At 64.5% G+C, this 18,019-nt stretch carries 18 protein-coding genes; 17 read left to right on the top strand and 1 reads right to left on the bottom strand.

From position 1 onward, the window contains the following. Window positions 1-62 precede the first annotated feature (62 nt). From O0J73_RS00175 to O0J73_RS00140, 8 genes are all read left to right on the top strand, one after another. Complete coding sequence (locus tag O0J73_RS00175; protein WP_308307723.1) at window positions 63-1,208, top strand: hypothetical protein; 1,146 nt, start codon at window positions 63-65, stop codon at window positions 1,206-1,208. Beyond that, the gene (trx-GI, locus tag O0J73_RS00170) at window positions 1,198-1,638 is read left to right on the top strand and encodes a heat resistance system thioredoxin Trx-GI (protein ID WP_023109331.1); all 441 of its coding nucleotides are present in this window, start codon (window positions 1,198-1,200) and stop codon (window positions 1,636-1,638) included. Before O0J73_RS00175 ends, trx-GI begins: the two co-directional genes overlap by 11 nt. A gap of 3 nt (window positions 1,639-1,641) precedes the next feature. Then, window positions 1,642-3,357: a heat resistance system K+/H+ antiporter KefB-GI gene (gene kefB-GI / locus O0J73_RS00165; RefSeq protein ID WP_034067031.1), complete on the top strand. Its 1,716-nt coding sequence runs from the start codon at window positions 1,642-1,644 to the stop codon at window positions 3,355-3,357. Continuing rightward, on the top strand, window positions 3,354-3,851 hold the full coding sequence (psiE-GI, locus tag O0J73_RS00160; RefSeq protein WP_012761374.1) for a heat resistance protein PsiE-GI: 498 nt from the start codon (window positions 3,354-3,356) through the stop codon (window positions 3,849-3,851). Before kefB-GI ends, psiE-GI begins: the two co-directional genes overlap by 4 nt. Next, window positions 3,829-4,794, top strand: a complete 966-nt coding sequence (locus O0J73_RS00155; RefSeq protein ID WP_012761373.1) for a zinc metalloprotease HtpX — start codon at window positions 3,829-3,831, stop codon at window positions 4,792-4,794. Before psiE-GI ends, O0J73_RS00155 begins: the two co-directional genes overlap by 23 nt. 24 nt (window positions 4,795-4,818) lie before the next feature. Further along, entirely contained in the window at window positions 4,819-5,970 is a 1,152-nt protein-coding gene (locus O0J73_RS00150) for a trypsin-like peptidase domain-containing protein (protein ID WP_033959556.1), read from the top strand. 232 nt (window positions 5,971-6,202) lie between these two features. After that, entirely contained in the window at window positions 6,203-7,111 is a 909-nt protein-coding gene (locus tag O0J73_RS00145; RefSeq protein ID WP_003141085.1) for a LysR family transcriptional regulator, read from the top strand. A gap of 332 nt (window positions 7,112-7,443) precedes the next feature. Beyond that, window positions 7,444-8,400 (top strand): hypothetical protein, encoded by a 957-nt coding sequence (locus O0J73_RS00140; RefSeq protein WP_308307719.1) that lies wholly within the window; start codon window positions 7,444-7,446, stop codon window positions 8,398-8,400. Here the strand turns inward: O0J73_RS00140 and O0J73_RS00135 are convergent. Continuing rightward, window positions 8,387-8,746: a hypothetical protein gene (locus O0J73_RS00135; protein ID WP_053450631.1), complete on the bottom strand. Its 360-nt coding sequence runs from the start codon at window positions 8,744-8,746 to the stop codon at window positions 8,387-8,389. The two genes, O0J73_RS00140 and O0J73_RS00135, sit on opposite strands and share 14 nt — an antisense overlap. Before the next feature lie 171 nt (window positions 8,747-8,917). Between O0J73_RS00135 and rimK the strand changes: the two genes are divergently transcribed. The 9 genes from rimK to O0J73_RS00090 all read left to right on the top strand — a co-directional run bounded on the left by rimK (window position 8,918) and on the right by O0J73_RS00090 (window position 18,016). Then, window positions 8,918-9,796 carry a 30S ribosomal protein S6--L-glutamate ligase gene (rimK, locus tag O0J73_RS00130; protein WP_005410807.1) on the top strand — a complete coding sequence of 293 codons (879 nt, stop codon included), beginning with the start codon at window positions 8,918-8,920 and terminating at the stop codon, window positions 9,794-9,796. A 246-nt stretch (window positions 9,797-10,042) separates the two neighbouring features. Further along, window positions 10,043-10,519, top strand: coding sequence for a hypothetical protein (locus O0J73_RS00125; RefSeq protein WP_004154402.1), 477 nt, complete (start codon window positions 10,043-10,045; stop codon window positions 10,517-10,519). A gap of 89 nt (window positions 10,520-10,608) precedes the next feature. Further along, a complete protein-coding gene (locus O0J73_RS00120; RefSeq protein WP_308307718.1) occupies window positions 10,609-11,082 on the top strand; it encodes a hypothetical protein in 474 nt (157 codons plus the stop codon). Window positions 11,083-11,090: 8 nt separating this feature from the next. Beyond that, the gene (locus tag O0J73_RS00115) at window positions 11,091-11,768 is read left to right on the top strand and encodes a response regulator transcription factor (RefSeq protein ID WP_005410804.1); all 678 of its coding nucleotides are present in this window, start codon (window positions 11,091-11,093) and stop codon (window positions 11,766-11,768) included. After that, on the top strand, window positions 11,731-13,101 hold the full coding sequence (locus O0J73_RS00110) for a HAMP domain-containing sensor histidine kinase (protein ID WP_049457171.1): 1,371 nt from the start codon (window positions 11,731-11,733) through the stop codon (window positions 13,099-13,101). The genes O0J73_RS00115 and O0J73_RS00110 overlap by 38 nt, the downstream gene beginning before the upstream one ends. A 264-nt stretch (window positions 13,102-13,365) precedes the next feature. Then, window positions 13,366-13,770 (top strand): hypothetical protein, encoded by a 405-nt coding sequence (locus O0J73_RS00105; protein ID WP_004154406.1) that lies wholly within the window; start codon window positions 13,366-13,368, stop codon window positions 13,768-13,770. Between the two features lie 232 nt (window positions 13,771-14,002). Continuing rightward, entirely contained in the window at window positions 14,003-16,612 is a 2,610-nt protein-coding gene (gene tssI / locus O0J73_RS00100; protein ID WP_308307716.1) for a type VI secretion system Vgr family protein, read from the top strand. Next, entirely contained in the window at window positions 16,605-17,420 is an 816-nt protein-coding gene (locus O0J73_RS00095; protein ID WP_308307715.1) for a DUF4123 domain-containing protein, read from the top strand. The genes tssI and O0J73_RS00095 overlap by 8 nt, the downstream gene beginning before the upstream one ends. Beyond that, on the top strand, window positions 17,417-18,016 hold the full coding sequence (locus O0J73_RS00090) for a DUF3304 domain-containing protein (RefSeq protein ID WP_308307714.1): 600 nt from the start codon (window positions 17,417-17,419) through the stop codon (window positions 18,014-18,016). Before O0J73_RS00095 ends, O0J73_RS00090 begins: the two co-directional genes overlap by 4 nt. Window positions 18,017-18,019 lie beyond the last annotated feature (3 nt).

The raw sequence follows: 18,019 nt of genomic DNA, 5'->3' as shown, positions 1-18,019 counted from the left end.
TTCTATGGATATGAGCATTTTCGGTTCGTGCCTCCATAGAAATGACATCAAAGGAGTCATGCATGCAGATGCAATATAGCTATCGAGCTATCGACAAAGAGTTTCATGAACCATGGCAGAGAGCTTTGGGAAATGTGATCGAGCGCGACCTCAAGCCACTGCTCGACAAACACACTAAAGATTCAGTGCGACTTCAAATCGTCCTTGATCGCGACAAGACCAAGCGGCAATTTCTGGCCAGTGGCTATATGCACCTGCCCGGCAAAAAGATTGTCAGCGTTACTGCATCACATGACGAGCTGACGCCCCTCGCGCAGATGCTCGCACAGTCGTTGTTCCGTCAGGCCAAGAAGCATTTTGACCGGCTGCATGCTCAGGACCAAATCAAGCGCAAAGCACGACGCGCTCGCTTGCGCGAGCTCAAGGTGCGAATTGCCGCAAAACCCGCGTCAGCCGCCCATGAGGCCAAAGTGACCCGAATGCCTCTACTGTCGAAACTTGAGGCTGTCGCAAGGCGTGAGCTGGCTTATCTGCGTGCCGTCGGCGATTTACCGCGCGATTATCCGACGCTGCGCGACGTGGTGGATGAAGCGATTGTCCAAGCTGAGGTGGAATGGCAATCCGTGCCGGAAGAAAAAGCGGCTTACTTCGGTCTTCTGAAGCATCTGTTCGCCGTCCTAGATCACGAAGTGGCAAACAGCCGGCAATTTGGCGAATTCGTTTCTCTGGACGCGCCGGTCGAAGCGGATGCCCAGGACGTCGCCGAGGCCATGGTGGAAGAGGAAGTCTTCGAATTTTATCAGCCCGACGACACACTCAGGCTGGCCGATATCATCGCTGACAGTCAGCATCCCGATGCCGCAACGATCGCGGAACAGGAGGAGCTAGTTGATCGGTCGAGCGAGTTCGCTTTTGCATTCGACCTGCTGAAGGACATGCCGCGTTTGTGGCGGCGCATTTTTCTGCTTATCCGTGTGGACGGGCTGGATGCCAGCAGCGTCTCTGAAATCCTGCTGATTCCTAGTAAGGAAGATACTGTCCAAAGGTGGCTCATGCAGGCCGAAGCGTTCATCGCTGCTCATTTGGAAGAGGCCGGAGTAAGCAAAGACGGGAACGATTGGCTCCAAGGCGTTGATTGGTCGGCATTGTCTGTGACCCGAAGCGCGGCAGCCTCACTGTGGTCCAAGGAGGCGAACCATGAAGAATAATCTTCACCTCGTCTGTCCGCATTGCCAGTCCATCAACCGCGTACCGACTGCGAAGCTATCGGAACATCCCAACTGCGGCCGCTGCCAGCAGCCCTTGTTCACGGGCGAACCCATCGAGTTGACCACGGCGACGTTCTCGCGCCACGTGGAGCGCAGCGACCTGCCACTGTTGGTCGATTTCTGGGCACCTTGGTGCGGGCCGTGCAAGATGATGGCCCCGCAGTTCCAGCAAGCGGCGCGCCAGCTCGAACCCAGGGTCAGGCTGGCCAAGGTCAATACCGAGGCAGAACCCCACCTGGCCGCGCAGTTCGGCATCCGCAGCATTCCGACGCTCGCCCTGTTCCAGGGTGGGCGGGAGATCGGGCGTCAGGCCGGCGCCTTGGGCGCGCAGGACATCGTGCGCTGGGCATCTGCACAGGTGGGGCGCTGACCGATGCAGGACTTGCTCGGCGCCACCCTGATCCTGCTGGCGGCATGCAGCCTCGCGGCGGTGGCGACGGCGGCGTTCAGAGTACCCGCCTTGCTGGGTTACCTCGCCGTCGGCGCCTTGCTGGGCCCGTCGGTCAGCGGTGTAGTCGCGCCGGGAGAAGCGCTTGATTTTCTGTCCGAGCTGGGCGTGGCCCTGCTGCTGTTCATGGTTGGGCTGGAGTTCTCCCTCGGGCACTTCTGGCTTTCCCGTAAAACCGTATTGGCGGCCGGCAGCTTGCAGATGATCGCTGTCGCCACGCCACTGACCTTGATGTTGATGTGGCTGGGACAGCCAGTTCAGAGCGCTGCGTTGCTCAGCACTGCGGCGGCCATGTCGTCCACGGCGCTGGTCAGCCGACAGCTGGCCGACCAAGGCGAGCTCACCACCCGCCACGGCCGCAGCGCCATCGCCGTGCTGGTCTTTCAGGACCTGGCCAGCGTGCCCCTGCTGGCCCTGCTGGCGATCTGGGCGCGCGGCGAGTCGCCGAAGATCGAGAGCGTGCTGCTCGAAGTGTTGGGCGTGCTGATGTTGTTCGCGGCAGCGGCCCTCGCCTCCCGTCGTCTGTTGCATGGCCTGCTGGGCTGGGTGGCGCGGCAGGGCCACGAAGAATCCTTCGTGCTGGTTTCCTTGTGCGTGGTGGTGGCTGCCGCCGCTGCTGCACACGCGGTCGGCGTATCCGCCGCCCTGGGTGCGTTTTTGGCCGGCATGGTGCTGGGCGAGAGCGACTTCCGTCACCACATGGAAAGCCACCTCAAACCGTTTCGCGATGTGTTGTCGGGGGTGTTCTTCGTGACCATCGGCCTGCAGTTGGACGGAGCGCAGATTCTTTCGGCACCACTGGCGGTGTTCGCGTGGCTGGCAGTGCTGGTACCGGTCAAGATCGGGCTCAACACCCTGGCCTTGCGGGCGACGCGCCTGTCCGCCCTCGATGCCTGGCGCACGGGCATAGCGTTGGGGCATGGCGGCGAGTTCGCCCTGCTGTTGTTGGGCATGGTCTTGCAGCAGCATCTGATCCCCGCGACCGTCGTACAACCCATGCTAGTTGCGCTGGTGCTCAGCATGGCCCTGGCACCGCTACTGATCCGCCATCACGATGTACTTGCCCGGTTCTTGAGCCGCACCGGCGGCGTCATTCAGCCACCCCAGGCTGAAGAAGTCGAGATCGCCGCGCAGACGGCGCGATATCGAGACCATGTCATCGTTTGCGGCGCGGGCGAGCTTGGCCTGACAGTCAGCGAGATTCTTCGCCACGCCGGCGTGGCGCATCTGCTGCTGGAGGCGGACGCGCAGAAGGTCGAGGCCGCGCGTGCCGCCGGCGCGCCGGTGTTCCATGGCGATGCCAGTCGGCCCGATACCTTGCTGGCTGCCGGCTTGACGCATGCGCACATGGTGGTGCTGACGTTCGCCCATGCCCAGCAAGCGTTGCGCATCGCCCAGGCGATTGCCGAGCGCCGTCCGGCGCTGACCTTGTGGGTGTCATGCAGAAGTACGACCGCGGCCGATGCATTTCGCGCCATGCCCAACGTGCGCGTGTATCAGCAATCCTTTGCCGCAGCTATTGGGCTGGCGGAACAGGTGATGTCGACGCTTGGCATGTCGACCGAGCTGATTGAAGGACACATCAGTGCGATGCGCCGCCGTCTCGACAGCGGCAATGTCGCAGGGAGTCCATCTGCATGAAGTCAACAGGCCGCAATCCATTTCAGGTCTTCCGTGACCAATGGGCCATCATGAGTTTATACGAGCGCTTCGAGCAGGTCGTCGCCCTCGTTCTGTCGGCGGTAATTGCCGTCATCATCGTGGTGTCGCTGTTCCAGCTCATCGCCATCGTCTTCACGCTGCTGGTCCTCGATGCCTTCAATCCCCTGGATCACAAGGTATTCCAGAGTGTGTTCGGCATGATCATGACGCTCTTGATCGCGATGGAGTTCAAGCATTCCATTGTGCGCGTGGCGCTGCGTCGGGACAGCATCATCCAGGTCAAGACCGTGATCCTCATCGGTCTGATCGCGCTGGCGCGCAAGTTCGTGATCCTTGACCCCGAGGCGAGCCCCGCAAAGATAGCCGCGCTGGCAGGCGCCACGCTGGCTCTGGGTGCGACCTACTGGCTGCTGCGCAAGCGCGGCGACCGCGCCGCCGAGACCTCTGAGCATGACCCGTCATCATCCCAGTGATCCGCGCACGGCGCTGTTGCAACACCGCTGGCTCAACCGCCTGCAGACCGGGCTGTTGGTCCTGACCCTGGTCGGGATCGCAGCCGCAGCAGGGAGACTGCCGTTTGGGGAAGGCGGCCTGTGGCTCGCGCTGTTTGCCGTTGCAGGTGCGTTGCTGCTGGAACCGGTAGCCGCGTCGGCGCTGAGCTTGCGCCTGTACCGCGTACGGGCCTTGCACCCGCAAGAAGCCCACGAGATGTGGGCCCTGTTGCGCGAGCTGCCCGCCCGTGCCGGTTTGCCCGCCACGCCGGTGCCGCACTATGTGCCCAGTGCCGTCGTCAACGCCTTCGCCACCGGATCGAAGCAGGAGGCATCGATCGCCCTCACCGATGGCCTGCTGCGCAGCCTGAGCCCACGCGAGCTGGCGGGTGTGCTCGCGCACGAGATCGCGCACATCACCAATGAGGATCTGCGCGTCATGAGGCTGGCGGATTCCGTCAGTCGCCTCACGAGCCTGCTGGCCCTCATGGGACAAATCGCGATCCTGCTCAACCTGCCCGCGCTGCTGGTTGGCGCGGCGGAGGTCTATTGGCCTGGTCTATTGTTATTGGCCGCATCGCCCCAGCTGGCCCTGCTCGCACAGCTCGGCTTGTCTCGCGTGCGTGAGTTCGACGCTGACCGCCTCGCGGCGGAACTGACGGGCGACCCGCAGGGGCTGGCGTCCGCGCTGGCGAAAATCGAGCGGGTCAGCCGCTCCTGGCGTGCCTGGCTGTGGCCGGGATGGGGCAATCCCGAGCCCTCCTGCTTGCGCACGCATCCGGCAACGCAAGAGCGTATCGCACGCCTGCTGACGTTGGCGCCTGGGCCAGCATCAGCGTTGCCATTCCACGCGCCCCATTTCTTGCCGGAATCCGCTGTGACGCCGCGCCCGCCGCGCTGGCACCCGAGCGGGCTGTGGCGCTGATTGCCTATCAACAGGAGACTTCTCATGGCCTACCCCGACCCGTACCCACGCCCCGCACCGGACCCCTTCATCCGGCGCTGGCTCTTCATCACCGCCTGTATTGCCACGCTCATGCTGCTGTGGCAGTTCCTGCCCGCCATCGAGGCCTGGTTCAGTCCGCGCGAGGCGGCAGATCGCACCGTGACGGCGCGTGGCGATCTGGCGGCGGACGAGAAAGCCACCATCGAACTGTTCGAAGAATCGCGCGCTTCGGTGGTCTACATCACCACCGCGCAGCTGGTGCGCGACGTCTGGACTCGCAATGTCTTTTCCATGCCGCGCGGCACCGGTTCGGGCTTTATCTGGGACGATGCCGGCCACGTCGTCACCAACTTCCACGTCATCCAGGGTGCTTCTGAAGCCACGGTCAAACTCGCCGATGGCCGCGACTACCAGGCCGCGCTGGTGGGGACGAGCCCAGCGCACGACATCGCCGTGCTCAAGATTGGCGTCGGTTTCAAGCGCCCGCCGGCCGTGCCGGTCGGCACCAGTGCCGACCTCAAGGTGGGTCAGAAGGTGTTCGCTATCGGCAACCCCTTCGGCCTGGACTGGACGCTCACCACCGGCATCGTCTCCGCGCTCGACCGCTCGTTACCCGGAGAAGCGGGCGGCCCGGCCATCGATCACCTGATCCAGACCGACGCCGCCATCAACCCTGGCAACTCCGGTGGGCCGCTGCTCGATTCGGCAGGAAGGCTCATCGGCATCAACACGGCGATCTATAGCCCCTCCGGCGCCTCGGCCGGGATTGGTTTCGCCGTGCCGGTGGACACCGTCATGCGCGTAGTCCCGCAACTCATCAAGACCGGTAAGTACATCCGTCCGGCGCTGGGCATTGAGGTGGACGAACAGCTCAATCAGCGTCTGCTTGCACTGACCGGAAGCAAGGGCGTGTTCGTGTTGCGTGTTACCCCTGGTTCGGCAGCGCACAAGGCCGGCCTCGCGGGTGTCGAAGTCACGCCGCAAGGCATCGTGCCGGGCGACCGCATCATCGATGTTGATGGCAAGGCGACGGACGATGTGGCCAAGCTGCTCGCGCGGCTAGACGACGGGAAGGTCGGCGATGTGGTGGTCTTGTCAGTGGAACGGGCCGGCAAATCGCGCGAGGTGCGTGTGGAGCTGCAACCCGGGAATTGATTGAACTGAACCTGTGGATCAGGCGGTAGTGCAGCGTCGCGGTGATTGAGGTTCTCAGGTCTTCGGCCAGGTAGCGTTCCGCCTCAACCTCCGTAATTTTCGGATGCGATCTGCCTATCCGAATAGGCAAGCATGCAACGCCGGAACCTCTTGCCAATCATCGAAGGAGAAAGCGAGGCGCAATCCGCATGAGGTGGACGCAGGCCAGGAACGAGGCAAACAGGAGGCCGCATTGGAACTCAGACTACTGCGCTATTTCGTTGCGGTCGCGGAAGAACTGCATTTCGCGCGAGCGGCCGAGCGCCTTGGCGTAGAACAATCGCCTGTGTCGCGCGCAATGCGCAATCTCGAAGCCACGCTCGGCGTGCAGTTGTTCGACCGCAGCGCGCACCAGACGCGACTGACCTGGGCCGGTCAAGTGTTCCTCGGTGAGTGCCGGCGTGTGCTGGCCACCGTGGAGCAGGCGGTGAGTGCCGCAAAGGCGGCGGCGCAGGGCTATCAGGGTTATCTGCGCATCGCCATCTGCGACAGCTTGGCGCAGCCCCACATTGCCACCTTGCTGGCGCGCAGCCGCGAGGAAGAGCCCGAACTGGAGATTCGCGTCTTCGAGCTGCCTTTCGCGCAGCAGCTCAAGGGCCTGCACAACGATCTGCTGGACATCGGCTTTGCGCTGTCGGACGCGGTGAGCGAAGGCCTTGTCGCCGAGCCCGTGTGGACCGATCCTCTGTCGGTGATCGTGCCCGTGCGCCACCCCTTGTTGGCGCACGCGGAAGTGCCATTGGATGAAGCCTTGAAGTTTCCGTTGGTACTGTGCCATCCGGACGCGGGATCGGGCTGCCACCACCAGATCCAGGCGGTGCTTCAAGGTGCGTCCAAGCCGCTCAAGCTGGTAGATCAGGTGACGAGCCTAGGCGTGATGCTGACTCTGGTCGGTGCCGGTTATGGCCTAGGTTTCGCCATTGCCTCGCAGGTGCAGACCCTGAACCGCCCCGACATAACCGTTCGCCCCTTGGCCGGCACGCCGCCCATGCTGTCTACCTACCTGCTGCGCCGCAGCGCCGAACCCTCTGAGCCCATGAAGCGGTTTCTGCAGCGCGCCCGCGAGGAGTTCCTGCCAAAGGGAGATGAACCGGCCTCGTGACGTTGAGCGCTCGGGTACATTGGCTACTGCTGGCTGTCCATGGCTCGCACTGGACTTGCTCGGAGCGCGCGTTGACCAAGCGTGGTTTTCAGTCCATAATTATGTCCATCTCGGTTCGCCGAGTGCGGAAAACTCGTTATCAATCAACGAGTTGGGAACACGATGATGTTCCCATCGCCCGCTCCATCGCACCTCCTTCTTTTGCACTGCAGACACGGGCGCTTGATGCCCGCTTTCGTGTGCCTGTCGATCCAGCCTTGTGAGCGGCGTGCGGCATCACTAGAGTGAATGCGCCTTCACGCCGGATGATGACGTTGGGACAAGGAATGAGGATGCGGGCCATCTCACGATGGAACACGGTTCTGCTGGCTCCAGTGCTGGCACTGGCACTTGCAACCACAGCGTGCACGGACAGCACAGCCCCTTCTGAAGCCGGAGATGCAGCGCGCGCCGCAAGCGCCACGGTCATCCCCGCCACAGGAGTCGCGAACTCCGGCATGGCGGCCAGGGGAAATGCGCCCGCCGCTTATCAGAAGTACTACACCGCACGGAACGTTCAACCGCTGATGGGGGACCTTGAGTTCCTGTCCAGCGGCGGTGACGCAAACGCGAGTTTTGTACTCGGGCGCATCCATGACGACTGCGCCGTCATTCTTGATTGGGGCTCGCTCGCCGGGTTGGACATCGCGCAGGAGAAGAAGATCGCATTCGAGCGAAGCACGGCGTGGTTCAAGGCGCGATGCGAGGGTATGTCCAGGGACGTTGTGAGTGGCATTCGCAATGCGAGACGCTACCAGGCGCTGGCCGTGAAGCAGGGGAGCCTCGCTGCACAGATCGAGCAGGCGGCGCCAGGCCTCCACCTCGCGGATCAGGATCTTTCGGTGGAGGACCACAAAACGTTTGTCGAAGCCGTGCTCATGCAGGACGACGGCGAAGCCTACATGGCGCTTGCGGCAACCATGGGGGGAGCCGCCTCGCACCGCATCCAGGAAATGAAGCCCTACAAGGTGGGCAGTCCCGTCGAGGAGGCCGCGTGGATGCTGGCGGGCTGCCGAAAGGGCGTACCGTGCGGCGCCGATTCCCCCATCCTCCAACGCATGTGCCGCGCCGGTGTGTGTGGTTACAACTCGCTTGAGGAGCTGTACAGCCATGGGATGCTTGCGCCCGAGCAGATGCAACAGGCGCGCGCACGCATGGAGGAAATCATCGCACTGTCGAAAGGTGTCTCCGGCGACGATGGCTTCATCGCCGGAGACGTTGCTGCGGGGCGGCCGGTCAGTCGGAATTGAAGCCGGGCGCCAGCGGGCCGGGCAACGTGTGTTCCGGCCACGGCATCAACAAGGTGCAGGCGTCATACAGGCCGCAGAAATCCTGCCGCAGGTCGGCCGGTACCCAGCCTCCGTAGCTCACCTCGGTCGAGTCGCCGTTGCAGGCATAGGTGACATCGATCCAGCGGGTGTTGGTATGTGAGGCAGCCCCCTGGTGTTGGGTTCTGCCGGTGCAGTAGCGCAGGCTCTGGCCAATCAGCGTGTTGCTGGCGTCGAAATAGAGCCGGGAGACGGCATGGGTGGGCGCGGCATGCACTTCGGTGGCGCCACCCGCCAGGCCAAACAGCAACAACAGCGGAATTCCCATTCGCATCTGTGGTTCTCCTTGGGTTGTGTAAGCCGGCCGTGTTCCTGTCCTGTGGCCGGCGTCGCCATCTTGGCACAGCCTCTGCGGCGGTGCCGGCGTCATCGGGCGCGGCATCATCCGCCCGCCACACGCGCGCGCTATGCTGCGCGCCTGCCGCCCGATCCCGCCGCGATGAAGCTCGCCATCCTGTCCCGCAACAGCTCCCTGTATTCCACCCGCCGGCTGGTCGAGGCGGCGCGCGCGCGCGGCCACACCGTGCGTATCCTCGACCCGCTGCGCTGCTACATGCGCATCGCCGCCGATGGCTTCTCGATGCACTACAAGGGCCGGCCGATGACCGGCGTGGACATGGTCATCCCGCGCATCGGTGCCTCGATCACCCGCTATGGCACGGCGGTGCTGCGCCAGTTCGAACTGATGGGGGCGCGCACGCCCAATCCGTCCGATGCGATCCTGCGCTCGCGTGACAAGCTGCGCGCGCACCAGCTGCTGGCCGCCAAGGGCATCGACATGCCGGTCACCGTGTTCGGCGACAACCCCGACGACACCGTCGACCTGCTGTCCATGCTCGGCCCGCCGCCGCATGTGGTGAAGCTCAACGAAGGCACCCAGGGTCGCGGTGTGATCCTCACCGAGAAGGCCAGCGCCTCGCGTGGCATCGTCGAGGCGCTGCGCGGGCTGTACGCCAACTTCCTGATGCAGGAGTTCATCGGCGAGGCCAAGGGCGCGGACCTGCGCTGCTTCGTGGTCGGCGACCAGGTGGTGGCCTCGATGCAGCGGCAGGCGCCGGAGGGCGACTTCCGCTCCAACCTGCATGCCGGCGGTACGGCGGTGGCGGCCAAGGCCAGCCGGGCCGAACAACAGGTCGCGGTGCGCTCGGCCAAGGCGCTGGGCCTGTCGGTATGCGGGGTGGACCTGATCCGTTCCGCGCGCGGCCCGCTGGTGCTGGAGGTCAACTCCACGCCGGGGCTGGAGGGCATCGAAGCAGCGTGCGGGGTGGACGTGGCCACGCGCATCATCGAGCACGTGGAGAAGCTTAAAAAGCCCTGATTATTCAGCTGCTTATAAATCTCATGGGTTGATGAGGCGGGGTTTAACATGCCTTTAATCGGCCCCGGCGTAGCCTTCAGCGAACCGCAGCTCTGCCTCTCAGCAGGATCGGTATCGGGATACAACTTCAGACCCAGGCGGGGGCACCGCCTGGGTCTTTTTTATGGGCCGGGCGCGCCGCTTGTGGAGGCGCCGTGACGGCCGTAGAGTGGCCGCCATCGTTCCTGGATGGATCGGAGGCAAGCGATGTATCGCGTCACCATGATCGCGTTGTTGCTGGGGCTGGCAGGCACGGCTGTCGCCAAGCCGGAAAAAGCCGTTGTACAGATGGACCGGCAGATGCCGGTGGCCGAACAGATCCGGAAGGTCGAAAAGGCCCTGGACGACGGCGACTACAGTGAGATCTCCGCGGATGACCGCGCCCAGGTGCGACAGGCACTGGCGCGCATCACCCAGCGGATGGGGGACCACCAGACGCTGCAGGAACTGCCGCCGCAGGTCCAGAACGACGTCTTCAACGACCAGGAACGGGTCAATACCGTGCTGGCCCGGGCCCATGACGACAGCCGGCAGGTCTGCCAATACACCCGCACCACCGGCAGCAACATGCCCAAAAGCCGCTGCATGACCGTGGCCGAACGGCGGCGCATCGAGGAGAAGGGCAAGGCCCTGCTCCATGACCAGCGCACCTTCACCGACCTCTCGCCTCCCGGCAACCGCTAGGCCGTCCGCCGCCCCTGCGCTTGGCACTTGCTGGCGTGAAGGCGGTGCGAATACAGTCAGCGATCCATTCAAACAAGGATTCGTTTGTCATGAAGTCCCTCCTGATGTCGGCGATGCTGTTCTCGGGGCTGACCCTGGCCACCGCCGCCTCTGCGTCCAAAGAGGCCGGTGAAGTCTTCATCCCCGGCAAGCCGCTGCAGCAGCAGATCGAGCGCATCGAAATCGAACTCAACGATGGCGAGACCTACAGCGAATTGAAGCAGACCGACCGCAGCCGCGTGCGCGAGGCGCTGGTGCGCATGCGTACGGCCGTCGAGCAGCATCCGAACCGCGATGCGATGCCTGAACAGGTGCGAACCGACGTCTTCAACGACCAGCAGATCGTGAACACGGTTTTGACACAGGCGCGTGAGGATAGTCGTCTAATATGCCAACGTGAAAAGGCGACGGGATCGAACCGGTCTACGACGCAGTGCACCACCGTCGCCGAGCGCGCCCGGCAGAAGGACAGGGCACAGCGTGATATGAGCCAGGCCCAGCGCACCGGCAAATTCGTCAATTAGAGGTGACAGTGAGAATTCTGGTAATCGAAGACAACAGCGACATTGCGGCCAACCTGGGTGATTACCTGGAGGACCGCGGGCACACGGTGGACTTCGCGGCTGACGGGGTCACCGGCCTGCATCTGGCCGTGGTGCACGAGTTCGACGCGATCGTGCTGGATCTCAACCTGCCCGGCATGGACGGTATCGAAGTCTGCCGCAAGCTGCGCAATGAAGCGCGCAAGCAGACCCCGGTGCTGATGCTGACCGCGCGCGATTCGCTGGACAACAAGCTGGCCGGCTTCGATTCCGGCGCCGACGACTACCTGATCAAGCCGTTCGCGCTGCAGGAAGTGGAAGTACGTCTGAATGCCCTGTCGCGCCGGGGCAAGGGCGTGCAGACCCGTGTGCTGGAAACCGGCGACCTGGAGTACAACCTGGATACGCTGGAAGTGCGTCGCCAGGGCAAGTTGCTGCAGCTCAACCCGACCGCACTGAAGATCCTGCAGGCGCTGATGGAAGCGGCCCCGGCCGTGGTGACCCGCCAGGAGCTGGAAACCCGCGTGTGGGGCGAGGAACTGCCCGACTCCGATTCGCTGCGCGTGCACATCCATGGCTTGCGTGCGGTGGTCGACAAGCCGTTTGAAGTGCCGCTGATCCAGACCCGCCATGGCATCGGATACCGCATCGCCACCCCGGAAGCCTGATTCGGTGGCAGCGAAAGGGGAGCGTCGGCGCACGCCTTACCGGCGGCGCCTGCGCAGCCGCATCATCGTCTCGTTCGTGTTGTTGGGCTTCTGCCTGACAACACTGTTCGCGTTCGCCACCAACTGGGCCCGCATGCGGGTGGAAAACCAGTTGGTGGAAGACGTCATGAACCGCAATATCAACGAGTATGTGCGTCGGTTCTACGAAAGCCCGGATCGCAACCCCGACCTGCCCGTGCAGCAGATGCGCGCGCGCCTCGTCAAGCCCGACAAGTTCGAGGCATTGCGCGAGGAAGAGCCGGATTGGGCAGCGTTGCCCGATGGCAACCACAACATTTCCGGTACTGACGAACGCGGTCAGCCTTACGCCTACAAGCTGGCCGTGCGCAAGACGCCCGACGCCTGGGCGTTCCTGGCTTACGACATGACCGACAGCGTGCGCGGTGGCAAACAGCTCAACCGCGCGCTGGTGTTGTCGGTGCTGGTGTTCAGCGTGCTGTCGCTGGTGCTGGGCTGGTGGTCGGCGTCGAAGGTGATGAAGCCGGTCTCGGACCTGGCGGCGCGGCTGCGTGCCTATCGCGGCGGCACCAGCGATCCCGAACCGCTGGCGCCGCGCTTCCCCGACGATGAGGTGGGGCAGCTGGCACAGGCGTTGGATGATTACTCGTCGCGGCTGACCGAAGTGGTGCAGCGCGACCGCGAGTTCAATGCCGACGTCAGCCATGAACTGCGCACGCCGCTGGCGGTGATCCGCGGCGCCACCGAGCTGCTGCTGACCCGCCCCGGTCTGGATGAGAAGGTGCTGCAGCGTCTGCAGCGCATCCAGCGCGCCGAACAGCAGTGCAGCGACCTGATCGGCGCGCTGCTGCTGCTGTCGCGCAACGAGCGCGGGCAGGGCACCAGCAACGTCGCGCGGGTGGCCGAGCAGTTGCTGGATGCGCACCGTGCACAGCTGGGTGGCAAGCCGCTGGAACTGGCGCTGGAAGGCGAACGCGATCTGGTGATCGACGCGCCGGAAGCGGCCCTGTCGGTGGCCCTGGGCAATCTGATCGGCAATGCCGTGAAGTACTCGCAGGATGGCGAAGTGCGCGTGCACGTGAGCGCCAACGCGGTCTCGGTGACCGACAGCGGCCCGGGCCTGAGCGAAGAAGACGCGGCCAAGCTGTTCCAGCGTGGCTATCGCGGTACCCATGCCGGCCATTCGCAGGGCGGCGGCATCGGCCTGTCGATCGTCAGCCGCCTGTGCGATCTGTACGGCTGGCAGGTAAGCGTGCGCCCGGGCGGCGAGCGCGGTGTAATCGCCACCCTGACGTTCTCGCCGAAGCCGTTGTAAGGGCCGCTGCTTTGGTAGGTGCCGACCTTGGTCGGCACGTGAGCCCCACGCAGGGCGTGAATCGACTGTCGTACGCAGCACGAATACGCCCGTCCGGGGCCGTCCGGTTCGCGATCCCCGCGGGCGTTGTGGTGCTGGTGCGTGTCAGGGCTCACGGTTCGGCGATCCGATTGTGCTGTTGGCGCATTTGCCCCCTGACGGACCGACGAGCACAGAGTCAGATGCTTCTGCCGGGATTATCCGCCGACCGCCAGGAGCTGCGCCATGTCATACCGCACCCATTACCCGAACCTGTACCAACTGGTCGGCGAATCGATCAGGCAGCTGTCCGTCGAAATCGCCCAGCGCGTTGAGGACGTACTGTCCGGACCCGATGGCCTGATGCCGATGCTGAAGGGGCAGATGGACATCGACGGTTCCACGCAGCGCACCGGGCTGAGTGCCCCGGAGGCTGGCACGCTGGCAGGCATCCGGCACACCGTCGCAGGAATCACGAGCTTGACCCGGATGATGTATGCCGTGCATGTCGCGCGCACCCGGGGAGGCCCGTCGCAGGTCGTGCCCCCGGATGCGATGAATGGCCTTCTGCTGGCTGCGCGGGAGCTGACCTGCCACGCACAGCGGCAGTTGCAGGCCGAAAGGAATCGGGGTTCGGCGACGCTGCAATAGTCGCCGCGCGCGAGGCACCGCCCCACAGCCGTTGTCGTATTCCGCCTTACTGGTGGCTCGGCAACGGCTGCACGCCCCCGCGATGCATCGGGCGAAGGCTGTAATACCGGGCAGAAATTGATCTTCGACGCTTTTCAGACACTTTTCGGATTGCGTCCTCGGCATTGATCCGCCAAGGCTTGAAGCATGGAAAGCGCGTTTCTTCGCGCGCTGTGTTTGTCAAGGAACTGCCATGGATCACCGATCGTCGTTCGTTGCTGCCCACGAGGCGTCGTCGCGCGTCCATCGATTCTGCGGTCCCACCGCATTGCGGTTGATCGTGGAGCGCTGGCACGGCAGCGAATCGTTGTCCGAAGGCCTGCGCTGCCAGATCGATCTGCTGGGCGAGGCGTGCGAGCACAGCCTGGATGATTGGGTGGCCCGGCCGGCAAGCATCACCACACGACTGCCGGACGGTGCAGACGTTGTCCGGGTCGGGCTGATCCGCAGTGTCGAGCGCTTGGCCTGCGCAGGCCGTCTCGTCCGGTACCGCGTGCACCTGGCCGACTGGACCGCCTGGCTGCATGACAGCCGCCACAGTCGCGTGTTCCAGGATCAGGACGTGGCCAGCATCATCAGCACGGTGCTCTCGGTGCATGCGCCGCTGGCGCATTGGTCCTGGCACGTTGGAAGTACTGCTGCCATCGATCGCCGGTGCCGTGGCTATCGTGTGCAGTACCGCCAATCGGACATGGCGTTCCTGCAGCAGTTGATGGCCGATGAAGGCCTGGGCTGGTGCATCCGCACGCTGCCCGATGTACCGGGCGGGCATACGCTGATGATCTTCGGCGACAGTACCCGATGCTCGCTGCTGTCACGGCCCCGGCGCCTGCACCAGACCCAGCGCGTGCCCGATGACGCGGGCATCGCGCTGTTGCATGAGACCTGTCGCGTCGTGCCGACCCACATGTCCCGGGTGGCGGATCTGGACGATCCGTTGCGTGTGGTTTCGGCCAGCCTGCCTGTACGCACTGTGGCCAGTGGCCCATTGGAGGACTATTCGCCGGCACGCCACGCGGCGTGGGAGACCTCGCGCGAGGCCTTGGCCGAGGTGATGCGCGACACCGAGGCAGCGTTGTGTGAGCAGCGGCGCTGGACCGGCGAAGGCACCGAGCCGGACTTCCAGCCCGGCTACGCATTCGAGGTGTTGCCAGAGCCCGGCCAGCGAGTAGCGCCCGCGTTGCTGCTTACAGCGGTGCAGCACGCAGCGGTCAACACGCTGCCTGAGGTTCTCGAACTGCAGGATCACCTGCCGCTGCACGCACTGCCCGACACCGTGCCCGCCGACCGCGCGCAGAGGCTGGGCTATGCCAATCGCTTCGAGGCCATGCCGTACGACCGTCGGTGGCGACGTTCTCCGGATGGCAGGGCAGGGCGGTCGGCGGCCCCCGGCCCTCAACTGGCCACCGTGCTCGGCGGCGATGACGGTGCACCGCTGCACATGGACAGCAACGGGCGCATCCGTGTGCGGTTCGGCTTTGCCACCGACAGCAGGGCCGACAGCGGTTGGCTGCGCGTCGCCCAGACCTTTGCCGGCCCCGGCGTGGGCAGTCAGTTCCTGCCCCGCGTCGGCCAGGAGGTGGTGGTGGAGTTCATCAACGGCGACCTCTGCCGCCCCATCGTGATGGGTGCGCTCTACAACGGCCAGGGCGAGTCACGCGCTGAAGCGCTGGGGCTGTCCAGCGATGCTGGCAGCAGTGCCCAGAACAACCTGGCCGGTGGCAACGCCCCGCGCTGGCATGCTGCAGGCGCGGGTGAATCGGCCCAGCGTAATGCCGGCGCCGTATGGGGCATCAGCTCGCAGAGCTGGGACGGCCATGGCGGCAACAGTCTCGAGTTCGACGACAGCGATGACCAGCTGCAGGTACGGCTTGGCACAACGCAATGCCACAGCGCGATCAGCATGGGTCATCTGCGTCACCTGCAGCACAATTTCCGCGGCAGCCTGCGCGGAAGTGGATTCGAACTGCGCAGCGACGCGTGGGGCGCCGTGCGTGCCACGGCAGGCCTGTGGCTGGACAGCATGCAGCGCTCCGCGGCCACCCCGGCCGGTCTGCGCGCTGCGCCGGTCGCGCTGTTGCGGCAGACGCTCGTGCTGGCGCACTCCTTTGATGAAGCGGCACGGCAGCAGCGCACAGTGCGGCTGCGCGGCCCTGCCATCGAGGGTAACGGTGCCAGCGTGCTGCAGACCCTGGCCGACAGCGTGGCGGCATCGCAGCGGCTGCAGGGCGCTGACGAAGACATCCCTGCAACCGGGTCTGCGGTGCTTGGCCTGTCCGCACCGGCAGGCATCTGCCAGGTGGCCGGGAAGGCGATCCAGCTGGGCGTGGGGCACAGTACGTTGCTGGCCAGTGGCGGCAGTTCGTCGGTGACCGTTGTCGGCCATGGGCGTTGGCAGTGCCGCCAGGCCATAGGTGTGTTGGCGGGTGCCACACGCAATCCGGGAAGTGCCGGGTTGAGCGTGGTGGCTGGCCAACAGGTGCTTGATATGCAGGCGCAGGCAGACGCCGTCCACCTGCAGGCGCGCGCCGGGCTGCTGGCAGCCAGCCAGCAGGGGGAGGTGCAACTGGCGGCAGGCAACACGCTGCACATCGCAACTGCCGGCGGCGCTTCGATCACCCTGGCGGACGGGCACCTGCGGGTGAGCTGTCCAGGCACATTGACCATCAAAGCCGGCAACCGGCACTTCACCGGTCCGGTGCAGGAGCTGTTTCCGCTGCCGCAGTTCGCACAGACGGTCTGCGTGGAGTGCCTGCTGAAGGCGATGCAGGCCGGCCTGCCATGGTCTGCGAAAAATGGCTGACGCCCCGTGGATCGATCCGTGGCGGCATTCCCCGTTGCCGTGGCAGACCCCCGGCGACCAGCGTGTGGACGCGCAGCCCGCCTGTGCGCTGCTGGACATGGCATTCGCGCCAGAGGCTTGGGTGCAGCTGCGCGCACTGGCCGCTGAAGTGGTGCCGCTGTTTACGCATCGCTATACCGGCAAAGGGTTGGACCGGTTGTCGCCATGCCTGGTAGTCCTGCCGGACGAAGCCAGAGCACGCGAACGCTGCTGGCAGGCGCTGCTGGACCTGAGCAACGGCGCGCCGATGCTGTCGGTGCTGCGCAGCACCGCCGACCCGCATGCATTGGCCGAACATCTCCGGCGGATATGGGAGGGCCGTTCCAGCACCGGCCAGCCGTGGCTGCTGCGTTGGGCCGATGGGCGTGCCGCCGCCCGCCTGCTGGATGCGCTGGACGATGCACAGCGGACACGCGTGCTGGGCGGTCTACACGACTGGCACCTGCCCACCCGCATCGGAGATTGGATGTGCGTGACCGGCAAGGGGGGAGTGCCGTTCGATGCCGACGCCAGGCCGCTCACGTTCACCGCGGCGCAGGAGGCCACACTACGGAGCGGAAGCCATGCCGATGCCATCACGCGCTTCATTCTGCAGCGGCCCGTGCTGCGCCCGGACGGCATGCTGCCCTCGCAGGTGCATCGCTGCGCGGAACACGTGCTGGGACGTCTGGCACGCCGAGGCATCGACCATCCCGCGCTGGCGCATCGGATGACGATCAAGGCGGTTGCCGCGAGGAATGGGCGCCATGGCGAAGATGAGACGCCATGAAGAAGTCTCTGACGAGGGTGATTCTGATTGGACTGGCGCTGCTTGCTGTGGCAGGTCTGGTGCTGAAGTTCATGGACTTCAGGATGGGCCCACTGCCGCCCGGTCCTCCGAAGCCACGCATCATCGACTCTGCTTCTGGTCACGACATTACTGATGCATCGCCAGAGATGTCATTGACAATCGGCGTGGCCAACTACTCGGATGATGGATTGGGGACGGTCTTCATCAATGAGGCCTGGGCGGGAGCTATGCGGGCTCGCGCAAGCGGAAATGCTGCCACCTGCTGCGTGACCTTGCCTCGTCTTTGGCATCCGGGGTTGAAGGTGACGGTGGCCTACCGCACCAGCAGCATGTTTCTCAAGGATCCCAGTAGCTATGTTGAACGAGATGTTCCTGTAGCGCGGTATCGACCATTTCTTGATGGCTTCATCTATTTCATGTACTTCCCGGATGACCAGGTGCGAGTGGTGGCGACGCCGTATTTTCCTGGTTATCCGAAGTTCCAATACGACATAGAGTTCGCCAGCCGTGAGCGCGACCAAGAGAGGGTCACGAAGTTCCTGTTGCAAACTTTGCCCAAGGAGGTGCACGAATGAGGG

It is taken from the genome of Stenotrophomonas sp. Sm6012 (genome assembly GCF_030985895.1).
In the GTDB taxonomy this organism is placed as follows: Bacteria; Pseudomonadota; Gammaproteobacteria; order Xanthomonadales; family Xanthomonadaceae; genus Stenotrophomonas; species Stenotrophomonas forensis.
This window is presented reverse-complemented; position numbering and strand designations above follow the sequence as displayed.

Excerpts from the sequence above, each read along its gene's own strand:
- O0J73_RS00175 (WP_308307723.1), top strand. The coding sequence starts at position 63 with ATGCAGATGCAATATAGCTATCGAGCTATCGACAAAGAGTTTCATGAA.
- trx-GI (WP_023109331.1), top strand. The coding sequence starts at position 1,198 with ATGAAGAATAATCTTCACCTCGTCTGTCCGCATTGCCAGTCCATCAAC.
- kefB-GI (WP_034067031.1), top strand. The coding sequence starts at position 1,642 with ATGCAGGACTTGCTCGGCGCCACCCTGATCCTGCTGGCGGCATGCAGC.
- psiE-GI (WP_012761374.1), top strand. The coding sequence starts at position 3,354 with ATGAAGTCAACAGGCCGCAATCCATTTCAGGTCTTCCGTGACCAATGG.
- O0J73_RS00155 (WP_012761373.1), top strand. The coding sequence starts at position 3,829 with ATGACCCGTCATCATCCCAGTGATCCGCGCACGGCGCTGTTGCAACAC.
- O0J73_RS00150 (WP_033959556.1), top strand. The coding sequence starts at position 4,819 with ATGGCCTACCCCGACCCGTACCCACGCCCCGCACCGGACCCCTTCATC.
- O0J73_RS00140 (WP_308307719.1), top strand. The coding sequence starts at position 7,444 with ATGCGGGCCATCTCACGATGGAACACGGTTCTGCTGGCTCCAGTGCTG.
- O0J73_RS00135 (WP_053450631.1), bottom strand. The coding sequence starts at position 8,746 with ATGGGAATTCCGCTGTTGTTGCTGTTTGGCCTGGCGGGTGGCGCCACC.
- rimK (WP_005410807.1), top strand. The coding sequence starts at position 8,918 with ATGAAGCTCGCCATCCTGTCCCGCAACAGCTCCCTGTATTCCACCCGC.
- O0J73_RS00125 (WP_004154402.1), top strand. The coding sequence starts at position 10,043 with ATGTATCGCGTCACCATGATCGCGTTGTTGCTGGGGCTGGCAGGCACG.
- O0J73_RS00120 (WP_308307718.1), top strand. The coding sequence starts at position 10,609 with ATGAAGTCCCTCCTGATGTCGGCGATGCTGTTCTCGGGGCTGACCCTG.
- O0J73_RS00110 (WP_049457171.1), top strand. The coding sequence starts at position 11,731 with ATGGCATCGGATACCGCATCGCCACCCCGGAAGCCTGATTCGGTGGCA.
- O0J73_RS00105 (WP_004154406.1), top strand. The coding sequence starts at position 13,366 with ATGTCATACCGCACCCATTACCCGAACCTGTACCAACTGGTCGGCGAA.
- tssI (WP_308307716.1), top strand. The coding sequence starts at position 14,003 with ATGGATCACCGATCGTCGTTCGTTGCTGCCCACGAGGCGTCGTCGCGC.
- O0J73_RS00095 (WP_308307715.1), top strand. The coding sequence starts at position 16,605 with ATGGCTGACGCCCCGTGGATCGATCCGTGGCGGCATTCCCCGTTGCCG.
- O0J73_RS00090 (WP_308307714.1), top strand. The coding sequence starts at position 17,417 with ATGAAGAAGTCTCTGACGAGGGTGATTCTGATTGGACTGGCGCTGCTT.